11 protein-coding genes are annotated in these 9,858 nt (G+C 47.9%); all 11 read left to right on the forward strand.

All coding sequences use genetic code 11. The annotated features are described in order from the left end of the window. Positions 1-39: 39 nt before the first annotated feature. The 11 genes from atpE (at position 40) to L7D49_RS00260 (ending at position 9,619) form a co-directional block, all read left to right on the forward strand. A complete protein-coding gene (gene atpE / locus L7D49_RS00210; protein ID WP_238078756.1) occupies positions 40-264 on the forward strand; it encodes a F0F1 ATP synthase subunit C in 225 nt (74 codons plus the stop codon). 186 nt (positions 265-450) lie between these two features. Beyond that, positions 451-978 (forward strand): F0F1 ATP synthase subunit B, encoded by a 528-nt coding sequence (gene atpF / locus L7D49_RS00215; RefSeq protein ID WP_238078770.1) that lies wholly within the window; start codon positions 451-453, stop codon positions 976-978. Next, a complete protein-coding gene (locus tag L7D49_RS00220; RefSeq protein ID WP_238078757.1) occupies positions 975-1,514 on the forward strand; it encodes a F0F1 ATP synthase subunit delta in 540 nt (179 codons plus the stop codon). Before atpF ends, L7D49_RS00220 begins: the two co-directional genes overlap by 4 nt. A gap of 24 nt (positions 1,515-1,538) precedes the next feature. After that, on the forward strand, positions 1,539-3,050 hold the full coding sequence (gene atpA / locus L7D49_RS00225; protein WP_238078758.1) for a F0F1 ATP synthase subunit alpha: 1,512 nt from the start codon (positions 1,539-1,541) through the stop codon (positions 3,048-3,050). 49 nt (positions 3,051-3,099) lie between these two features. Beyond that, complete coding sequence (atpG, locus tag L7D49_RS00230; protein WP_238078759.1) at positions 3,100-3,954, forward strand: ATP synthase F1 subunit gamma; 855 nt, start codon at positions 3,100-3,102, stop codon at positions 3,952-3,954. A gap of 42 nt (positions 3,955-3,996) precedes the next feature. Then, complete coding sequence (atpD, locus tag L7D49_RS00235; protein WP_238078760.1) at positions 3,997-5,412, forward strand: F0F1 ATP synthase subunit beta; 1,416 nt, start codon at positions 3,997-3,999, stop codon at positions 5,410-5,412. Between the two features lie 24 nt (positions 5,413-5,436). Next, entirely contained in the window at positions 5,437-5,838 is a 402-nt protein-coding gene (locus L7D49_RS00240) for a F0F1 ATP synthase subunit epsilon (RefSeq protein WP_238078761.1), read from the forward strand. Between the two features lie 76 nt (positions 5,839-5,914). Then, positions 5,915-6,151, forward strand: coding sequence for a DUF1146 family protein (locus L7D49_RS00245; protein ID WP_238078762.1), 237 nt, complete (start codon positions 5,915-5,917; stop codon positions 6,149-6,151). 423 nt (positions 6,152-6,574) lie between these two features. Continuing rightward, on the forward strand, positions 6,575-7,870 hold the full coding sequence (gene murA, locus L7D49_RS00250; protein ID WP_238078763.1) for a UDP-N-acetylglucosamine 1-carboxyvinyltransferase: 1,296 nt from the start codon (positions 6,575-6,577) through the stop codon (positions 7,868-7,870). A gap of 116 nt (positions 7,871-7,986) precedes the next feature. Next, positions 7,987-8,955, forward strand: coding sequence for a stage II sporulation protein D (gene spoIID / locus L7D49_RS00255; protein ID WP_238078764.1), 969 nt, complete (start codon positions 7,987-7,989; stop codon positions 8,953-8,955). A 10-nt stretch (positions 8,956-8,965) separates the two neighbouring features. Continuing rightward, positions 8,966-9,619, forward strand: coding sequence for a M23 family metallopeptidase (locus L7D49_RS00260; RefSeq protein ID WP_238078765.1), 654 nt, complete (start codon positions 8,966-8,968; stop codon positions 9,617-9,619). Positions 9,620-9,858: the final 239 nt, after the last annotated feature.

Raw genomic sequence — 9,858 nt, forward strand, 5'->3', positions numbered from 1 at the left:
CAAAAACATACTATTTAATTATTAGGAGGATATTACACAATGATAGGTTCAGTTGGTCTATTAGCAGCAGCACTAGCAGTTGGTCTAGGTGCACTTGGAGCAGGTATCGGTAACGGTTTGATCGTTTCTAAGACAGTCGAAGGTATTGCACGTCAACCAGAAGCACGCGGTATGCTTCAAACTACAATGTTCATCGGGGTAGCGTTAGTTGAGGCCCTTCCGATCATCGCAACAGTTATCGCGTTCATCGTTATGAACAAATAAGAATAGGTCCATACTATTTAAATGGCGAAGTACGCTAGTTTGTCCTTCGCCATTCATTTATGTCGCTCGGCGGCAGTTGAAATTGAAAATAAAGAATTAGTGTTCTTTCTATAACGAATCGAAATGAAAAAGTTATAAGCTCTTGAAGGGAGTGAAACAATCGTGTTTGGAGAATCCTTCGTCCTTTTGTCAGCGAAAGCTGACGCTGGATTTTTGGCAGCTTTGAACGACCGGCTGAATCTTGGCGATATCATCGTCACGGTCCTATTCTTCACAATCCTTATGGTTCTTTTGAAAAAGTTCGCATGGGGCCCGCTTATGGGTGTGATGGATCAGCGTGCCGAGTTGATTGCCAATGAAATCGAAGCGGCTGAAAAAAGCCGTCTTGAGTCTGAAAAACTTCTTGAAGAACAACGCGCCCTATTGAAAGAAGCGCGTGATAACGCACAATCGATTGTTGACAATGCGAAGAAGCTTGGCGAATCGCAACGTGAGGAATTGATCGTGGCAGCTCGTGCGGAAGTAAACCGCATGAAGGAATCTGCAGCTCTTGAAATCGCAACTGAGAAAGAAAAAGCAGTTGCTGCGGTACGTGAAGAATTCGTTTCTCTATCGATCCTTGCAGCGTCCAAAGTACTTGGCAAAGAAATTTCCGAGGAAGACAACCGTGCTTTGATTGAAGAAACGATTGTGAAGGCAGGCGAAGGCCGATGAGCCAATCGGTTGTAGCAAAGCGTTATGCGACAGCATTGTTTGAACTGGCGCAAAAAAACGGGCAAACCCTTTCCATTCAGGAAGACTTGGCTGAATTGAACAAGGCGTTCCGTGAAAATAAAGGTCTTGGACAGTTAATGACTTCCCCAGATCTGACAGTAACAAAGAAAAAAGAATTGCTTGCAGGCGTCCTAAAGGGTGCCAATCCGGTGATCCTGAACACGCTTTATGTTCTGCTTGACGCAAAGCGCATGGATGAAGTGCTCAACGTGTTTGAGGAATTCCATGAACTTGCGAACAATGCAGCAGGCATCGCGGATGCAAAAGTTTATTCCACACGTCCTTTGACGGATCTCGAGAGCAACTCGATTTCCACAACATTTGCACATAAAGTTGGCAAACAAGCTTTACGTATTGAAAATATCATCGATCCAAGCTTGATTGGAGGCATCCGCCTTCAGATCGGCAATCAAATTTACGATAGCAGCATCGGCGCGAAGCTCGAGAAATTGCAACGTAAATTGATCGGATCCTAATCTGAATTTTGAGGGGTGACATACATGGGCATCAAAGCTGAAGAAATCAGCACGCTGATAAAGCAGCAGATTGAAAACTATCAGTCTGAGATGGAAGTAAGCGAAGTCGGTACGGTTATCCGAATCGGTGACGGTATCGCTCTTGCTCATGGCCTCGACAACGTCATGGCCGGAGAACTGCTTGAGTTCTCAAACGGTGTCATGGGTATGGCGCAAAACTTGGAAGCGAACAACGTAGGTATCGTTATCCTTGGACCATACACAGGCATTAAAGAAGGCGATGAAGTACGTCGTACAGGCCGTATTATGGAAGTACCTGTCGGTGAGGAATTGATTGGACGCGTAGTAAACCCACTTGGTATGCCAGTGGATGGACTTGGTCCGATCGCTACAACAAAAACTCGTCCGATTGAAAGCCCGGCGCAAGGCGTTATGGCTCGTAAATCCGTTCATGAACCATTGCAAACAGGTATCAAAGCGATTGACGCGCTTGTACCGATCGGCCGTGGACAACGTGAATTGATCATCGGAGACCGTCAAACAGGTAAAACGACTGTTGCGATCGATACAATCTTGAACCAAGCGGATCAAGACATGATTTGTATCTACGTGGCAATCGGCCAAAAAGAATCAACAGTTCGTGGGGTTGTCGAAACACTTCGTAAGAACGGCGCGCTTGATTACACAATCGTTGTAACAGCATCCGCTTCTCAACCGGCTCCACTTCTATACTTGGCACCATACACAGGAGTAACAATGGGAGAAGAGTTCATGTTTAATGGCAAGCACGTTCTTGTCGTTTATGATGACCTTTCGAAACAAGCAGCGGCTTACCGTGAGCTTTCCTTGCTACTTCGCCGTCCTCCAGGCCGTGAAGCATATCCTGGTGACGTATTCTACTTGCACTCCCGTCTACTCGAGCGTGCAGCGAAACTGAACGATACATTAGGTGCAGGTTCCATTACAGCACTTCCATTTGTTGAGACACAAGCTGGGGACATCTCCGCTTATATCCCGACAAACGTTATCTCCATCACTGATGGACAGATCTTCTTGCAATCGGATCTATTCTTCTCGGGCGTACGTCCGGCGATCAACGCTGGTCTTTCCGTATCCCGTGTAGGTGGTTCCGCGCAAATCAAAGCGATGAAAAAAGTTGCGGGTACACTTCGTCTTGACCTTGCGGCATATCGTGAACTTGAAGCGTTCTCTGCTTTCGGTTCTGACCTTGACGCAGCGACAAAAGCGAAATTGGACCGCGGTGCACGTACGGTTGAAGTCTTGAAGCAAGACTTGAACAAGCCACTTAAAGTCGAATACCAAGTTGTGATCCTTTATGCGCTCACACGCGGACATCTCGACGACGTTGCTGTACATGACATCCTTCGCTTCGAAAGCGAAATCAACAACTGGCTCGAATCGAACCACACTGAAGTGTTGGATCATATCCGTACGACAAAAGATCTTCCGTCCGATGACGTGATGAAAGAAGCCATCAGCGCATTCAAGAAGACATTTGTTCCGTCTGAAGCTTAATTGATTCTCGGGTTTTGATCTAAATAAACGATAAGGTGGTGAATTGCCAGTGGTATCATTACGCGATATACAAAGCCGTATTAATTCAACGAAGAAGACGTCTCAAATCACGAAAGCGATGCAGATGGTTTCCGCTTCCAAGCTGAACCGTGCGGAAATGAACGCCAAAGCGTTTGTTCCTTACATGGATAAGATGCAGGAGGTTGTTGGTGCGATCGCAGGTGCGACATCCGATTCCGGACACCCGATGCTAGTCAGCCGCCCAGTGAAAAAGACAGGTTATATCGTTGTGACATCCGACCGCGGACTCGTAGGCGGTTACAACAGTAACGTGCTGCGTGCGGTAAAACGTGCGATCGAGTCCCGCCACTCGAAAGACGATGTGAAAATCGTCGCAATCGGGCGGAAAGGCCTTGATTTCTTCAACCGCCTTGGATACAACGTTGTCGATAGCCTCGTCGGCTTATCGGACCACCCTTCTTTTGATGAAATAAAAACAATCGCGACTCGTGCTGTTGGCATGTTCACAGAAGGCGAATACGATGAAGTGTACTTGTACTACAACCACTTCGTCTCCGCCATCTCCAGTGAAGTGACGGAAAAGAAACTACTTCCGCTCACGGATCTTTCACCAGCGTCAACAATGTCTTCGTATGAATTCGAGCCTTCAGCTGAAGTGATTCTCGAAACGCTTCTTCCGCAATACGCGGAGAGCCTCATCTACGGAGCCGTGCTGGATGGAAAAGCGAGCGAACATGCTTCAAGTATGACAGCGATGAAGACTGCAACAGATAACGCCAGCGAATTGATCGATTCGTTGACACTCGTATTCAACCGCGCTCGCCAAGCTGCCATTACTCAGGAAATCACTGAGATTGTCGGCGGGGTAGCCGCACTCGAATAGAGGAACGAACTGAACGGGAAAAGTAAGACAGGAGGGAAAAGCATGAATAAAGGACAAATCCTTCAGGTTATGGGTCCGGTTGTCGACGTTTCATTTGCAGACGGACAGCTTCCATCGATCTATAACGCATTGAAGGTTCAAATCGAACGTCCGAATGCAGAAGCTGAAACGCTCACGCTTGAAGTGGCACTTCACCTTGGTGACGACTCAGTCCGTACCATTGCGATGTCATCGACTGACGGCCTGAAACGTGGCTCTGAGGTCATTGACACAGGCGCGGCTATTTCAGTACCGGTCGGAGCAGCAACACTAGGACGCGTATTTAACGTACTTGGAGATGTAATCGACCTTGGAGAGGAAGTACCTGCTGGCGAACGCCGCGACCCGATCCACCGTCAAGCTCCACAATTTGAAAACCTTTCAACTCAAGTTGAAATTCTTGAAACAGGCATTAAAGTCGTTGACTTGCTTGCGCCATACATCAAAGGTGGTAAGATCGGTCTCTTCGGAGGTGCGGGCGTAGGTAAAACCGTACTTATCCAGGAATTGATCAACAACATCGCTCAAGAACACGGTGGTATCTCCGTATTCGCGGGTGTTGGTGAGCGTACACGTGAAGGTAACGACTTGTACCATGAAATGACTGACTCCGGAGTTATCAGCAAAACTGCGATGGTCTTCGGTCAAATGAACGAGCCTCCTGGCGCACGTATGCGTGTTGCACTTACAGGACTTACGATGGCAGAATACTTCCGTGATGAGCAAGGCGCGGACGTTCTTCTCTTCATCGACAACATCTTCCGCTTCACACAAGCGGGTTCAGAAGTATCAGCCCTTCTTGGCCGTATGCCTTCTGCCGTTGGTTACCAGCCGACACTTGCAACAGAGATGGGTCAGCTTCAAGAGCGGATCACTTCAACAAACGTTGGTTCCGTAACATCTATCCAAGCGATCTACGTACCAGCCGATGACTATACTGACCCGGCACCGGCTACGACGTTCGCTCACTTGGATGCAACAACGAACCTGGAGCGTAAACTTTCTGAAATGGGTATCTACCCTGCAGTTGACCCATTGGCATCCACTTCACGTGCACTAAGCCCTGAAATCGTTGGGGAAGAGCACTATGAAGTAGCTCGTCAAGTACAATCCACATTGCAGCGTTACCGTGAGCTTCAAGACATTATCGCGATCCTTGGTATGGATGAGCTCAGCGAAGAAGATAAGCTAGTTGTAGGACGCGCACGCCGCATCCAGTTCTTCTTATCACAAAACTTCCACGTAGCGGAGCAATTCACAGGACAACCGGGATCTTACGTACCTGTTGCTGAAACGATCAAAGGCTTCAAGGAAATCTTGGAAGGCCGTTACGATCACCTTCCGGAAGATGCATTCCGTCTCGTTGGACGCATCGAAGAAGTTATCGAAAAAGCGAAAAGCATGGGCGTAGAGGTCTAATAAAAGGGTTCAGGAGGGAATAAAATGAGTACCATCAAAGTAAATATCGTCACTCCCGACGGCCCTGTTAGTGAAACCGAAGCAAATATGGTTATTGCCGCCACAGAAACGGGCGAAATCGGGATTCTTCCCGGCCATATCGCAATGGTTGCACCTTTGAAAATCGGTGCTCTCCGCCTGAAAAAGGACAATTCGACTGAAGCGATCGCTGTACACGGCGGCTTCATCGAAGTTCGTCCGGATGTCATTACCGTTTTGGCACAACAAGCGGAAAAGGCTTCCGATATCGATCTCTCTCGTGCACAGCGTGCTGCCAAACGGGCAGAAGAAGCGCTACAAGCGAAAGCGGATAATCTGGAAGCCAAGCTGATCGAACTCGATTTGCAACGGGCCATTAACCGGATAAACGTTCACGAAATGAGATAAGTGCGTAGGAATGACGGGCAGAGGTCTTTTTCTGCCCGTTTTTTCCCTTTTAGTGTTTGAGTAAGGAGCTTGAAAATTGACCAATATATTATTGTATAATCCTTTATTAGCGATCCTTTCCCACATCTTTTTCATCGGACTTTCGTTTTACGCCCTTCAAGCCATCATGCCCGAAAAAATCATCAAAAAGAATCAAGTGTTCCGTGCGCAACTTTTATTCATTTTATTGAGTTTTGCGATAGGTTCAGCCGTATCAAATTTCTTTTTAGACATATCCTATTGGTCAGGAAGGATCCCGACCTACTTCCAATAAAATTTATTTTGGAAAAGAGGCATACTTCAGGGGATAGCGGGTAGAGAGTTAGTAGGCCGAAAAACAACTGTCATGAATAACGTAAACTGTAACTTTTTGCCGGTGAACTCCATGCTATCGCCGCGTGTATGGCCATTCATATACGGGGCGATGGCATGAAAACAAAAACAGGTTTAATTATCCACGTTTGAGGAAATTACATACTATCGCCGACATTCGCCCAAGAAAGCGGATGACACAAATCGCCAAATGGGTACATATTATAGACTATCTTATCGATAGAGGGAAAATAGCTCTGCGGTTACTTGTTTAATAAGGTGGGGCATTGTAGAATAGTATGTGTTTTTATGCTTAATTTATGTGAATAAAATGTACAGTGACTATAAGGCTAAGAGTATAACTTTGGAGTCGGAGGGGCTTTTTGTGGACAAAATCATAATTAATGGTGGACGTGTTCTTCGCGGAAATGTTCGTGTGGAAGGAGCAAAAAATGCGGTCTTGCCAATATTGGCTGCTGCGTTACTCGCGTCTGAGGGTCCCAATATCATACGCGATGTTCCGAACCTTTCGGATGTCAGAACAATAAATGAAGTAGTGAAGAGCTTGAACGCTGCAGTGGAATATTTCCCTGAAGCCGGTCAAGTGATTATTGACTCAAGCAAACAGCTTGCGACAGAAGCGCAATTTGAATATGTACGTAAAATGCGTGCATCGATCCTTGTCATGGGACCTTTGCTTGCACGGCACGGCTTTGCACGCGTAGCGATGCCAGGCGGATGTGCCATTGGGTCTCGTCCAATCGACCAGCACTTAAAGGGCTTTGAAGCGATGGGCGCAGAAATCACATTTGGCAACGGGCATGTGGAAGCGAAAGCGGCACACGGCCTACGCGGGGCGAAAATTTATTTGGACTTCCCGAGTGTCGGTGCGACTGAAAACATCATGACTGCTGCAGCGCTTGCGAGAGGTACAACGATTATCGAAAACGCGGCAAAAGAGCCGGAAATCGTAGACCTTGCCAATTTCATCAATGAAATGGGCGGAAAGGTTGTCGGCGCCGGAACAGATGTCATTCGGATCGAAGGCGTTTCAAAACTATATGGGACAACGCATCACATTATTCCAGACCGGATTGAAACAGGAACGTTCATGGTGGCAGCAGCCATTACGGGCGGCGATATCATCATTGAAAATGCAGTTCCTGAGCACAATGCTGCGTTAATTTCCAAATTAGGCGAGATGGGCGTCAATATTACGGAATTGGATGAAGGACTGCGGATCACCGCAAAGTACCCATTGCGGGCGGTTGACTTGAAAACGATGCCGCATCCAGGATTCCCGACTGACATGCAGTCGCAAATGATGGCACTTATGCTGACAGCAACAGGTACAGGTGTATTGACAGAGACGGTATTTGAAAACCGCTTCATGCACGTGGAAGAATTCCGCCGCATGAACGCCAATGTCAAAATCGAAGGACGTTCGGTTATCATTTCGGGTCCGTCGAAGTTACAAGGGGCTGAAGTAGCCGCAACTGACTTGCGCGCTGCCGCCGCATTGATTCTGGCAGGTCTCCATGCGGAAGGCATCACACGTGTCACAGAACTGGATCATCTCGACAGAGGATACGTCGACTTCCATAAGAAGCTGAAAGCGCTTGGCGCGGACATCGAACGCGTTTCTTCTGAAACAACTGAAAAACAAACACAACTCGTCTGAGCAACGGATTTATCCATGTTTCATTCGAATCGAACCGCATTCTTCCGGGAATGCGGTTTTTTCATTTCACCAGCCCGGACCGGTCATAATTGATGCACCATCTCATATAGTTAACTATGGACAAACTACTAACCGTTTTATTCATCATTCTCTTATTCTTTATGCCAATCATATTGAAACCCGCACTCACAGCAGACAAAACGGCCAACGTGGCGTATGACGACCCGTGCACCGTCTGGATCACGGTGGAGGGGATGGACGAACCCGTTCCCCTTGAAGAATACGTTCTCGGCGTGGTCGCCGGTGAAATGCCTGCTACGTTCCAGGACGAGGCATTGAAAGCTCAGGCGATCGCTGCACGCACATACGCCCTCCGGTCAACCGACAACGGCAAAAAAACAATCGCCGCCACCGTTTCCGCCCAAGTGTATAAAAACAAAGCGGAGCGGAAAGAACGATGGGGAAAGGAGTTTAAACGGAACGAACAAAAGCTTCGGGAAGCAGTTGAAGCGACGAACAGTCAAGTGATTGAATACGAGGGGGAAATGATCACAGCCATGTTTTTCTCCACGTCGAACGGTAAAACAGAAGCCTCCCAAAATTATAGCGGCAACCCGATTCCGTATTTGCAAAGTGTGGACAGCCCTGGAGAAGCGGCAGTCGCACCCGAAGTGGAACGACGCAAGGAAATGACCTTGACCGAATGGAACCGGCTCATCGGCTCCACGTGGACCGCAGATCGCTTCAAAAATCTTCAGCTTGTCCGAAATCAAACCAGCCGCGTCCAAAAAGCCGTATCCGACAACTTTGAAATGAGCGGGCGCGACATGCGCGACGCCCTCGGCCTGCCGTCCACCGACTTCAACATCGCCTACGACGTCACCAATCAAATCGTCCATGTCACCACACAAGGATACGGACACGGCGTCGGCATGAGCCAATACGGAGCGGAGGCTTTCGCCCAGAAAGGATGGACCGCCGAACAGATCCTCGCCCACTATTATACGGGCACCTTGATAAATAATTTTGAAAACAATGAATCGGAATGTTTAAAAACACCTCCACTTGCAAACAATAGCAAGTGAGGTGATGACCATGCGAGAAGAAAAACCGAAATTCCCTTCTCAAAAGACTAAGAGTACAAAGAAAAATAGTTGGCTCTGGCCAGCCATCTATTCCGGTATTGCCGTCGTATTCGTCGGCATGATCTGGGGTTACAACGCAATCATAAAACAAGACAAGACCGAAACGGCCGAAGTTGTCAACAATGAGGACGACACAATCATCGAGACGAACGCATCCAAGGAAGTACTCAAATACCCATTCAACGAAGACCTACTTGAAAGTGTGGCCATTTTACAAGAGTACTATGACGCGGAAGCTGACGACGACATGAGAGAAAGCGCTTTGCTCGTCTTCAATCAAACCTATGTCACAAACAGCGGAATCTCCATCTCCGTAAACGACGAACCATTTGAAGTCGTCGCAGCCATGAGCGGCACAGTGGAACAAGTCATCGTTGACCAATTCAAAGGCAGCGAAGTCACGATCTCCCACGCCGACGGCAAAAAGACCATCTACGGATCACTCACCGGCGTCCTCGTCCAAGAAGGCGACGAAGTGCTCCAAGGTGCACCACTCGGTACTGCGACAAGCAACGAATGGAACGCCCAAGCCGGCACCCACCTGCACTTCGAGGTCCAGCAAGACGGCGTCTCCGTCAACCCACGTTCCCTACTTGCATTCTGATTTGCGTAAAAGCCGCTTCTGCAAAGCGGCTTTTTTTTATTGACTGGTGGTGCTGAAGTTGATGGGTGAGCGTTAAAGATACTGGAGAATACGCATAAATATGGGCTACTCATCAAAAAGTGGCCTGGCAACTTGTTAGAGGACCGGGAGTGCTCATATATTGCAAAAAGTGCTCGTATAATCGAAAGATTGCTCATAAGTGGTGGAAGACTGCTCGTAAGTCGGCAAGAGTCCTCGTA

The organism is Sporosarcina cyprini (assembly GCF_022048975.1).
Classification (GTDB): domain Bacteria; phylum Bacillota; class Bacilli; order Bacillales_A; family Planococcaceae; genus Sporosarcina; species Sporosarcina cyprini.

Excerpts from the sequence above, each read along its gene's own strand:
- atpE (WP_238078756.1), top strand. The coding sequence starts at position 40 with ATGATAGGTTCAGTTGGTCTATTAGCAGCAGCACTAGCAGTTGGTCTA.
- L7D49_RS00220 (WP_238078757.1), top strand. The coding sequence starts at position 975 with ATGAGCCAATCGGTTGTAGCAAAGCGTTATGCGACAGCATTGTTTGAA.
- atpA (WP_238078758.1), top strand. The coding sequence starts at position 1,539 with ATGGGCATCAAAGCTGAAGAAATCAGCACGCTGATAAAGCAGCAGATT.
- atpD (WP_238078760.1), top strand. The coding sequence starts at position 3,997 with ATGAATAAAGGACAAATCCTTCAGGTTATGGGTCCGGTTGTCGACGTT.
- L7D49_RS00240 (WP_238078761.1), top strand. The coding sequence starts at position 5,437 with ATGAGTACCATCAAAGTAAATATCGTCACTCCCGACGGCCCTGTTAGT.
- spoIID (WP_238078764.1), top strand. The coding sequence starts at position 7,987 with ATGGACAAACTACTAACCGTTTTATTCATCATTCTCTTATTCTTTATG.
- L7D49_RS00260 (WP_238078765.1), top strand. The coding sequence starts at position 8,966 with ATGCGAGAAGAAAAACCGAAATTCCCTTCTCAAAAGACTAAGAGTACA.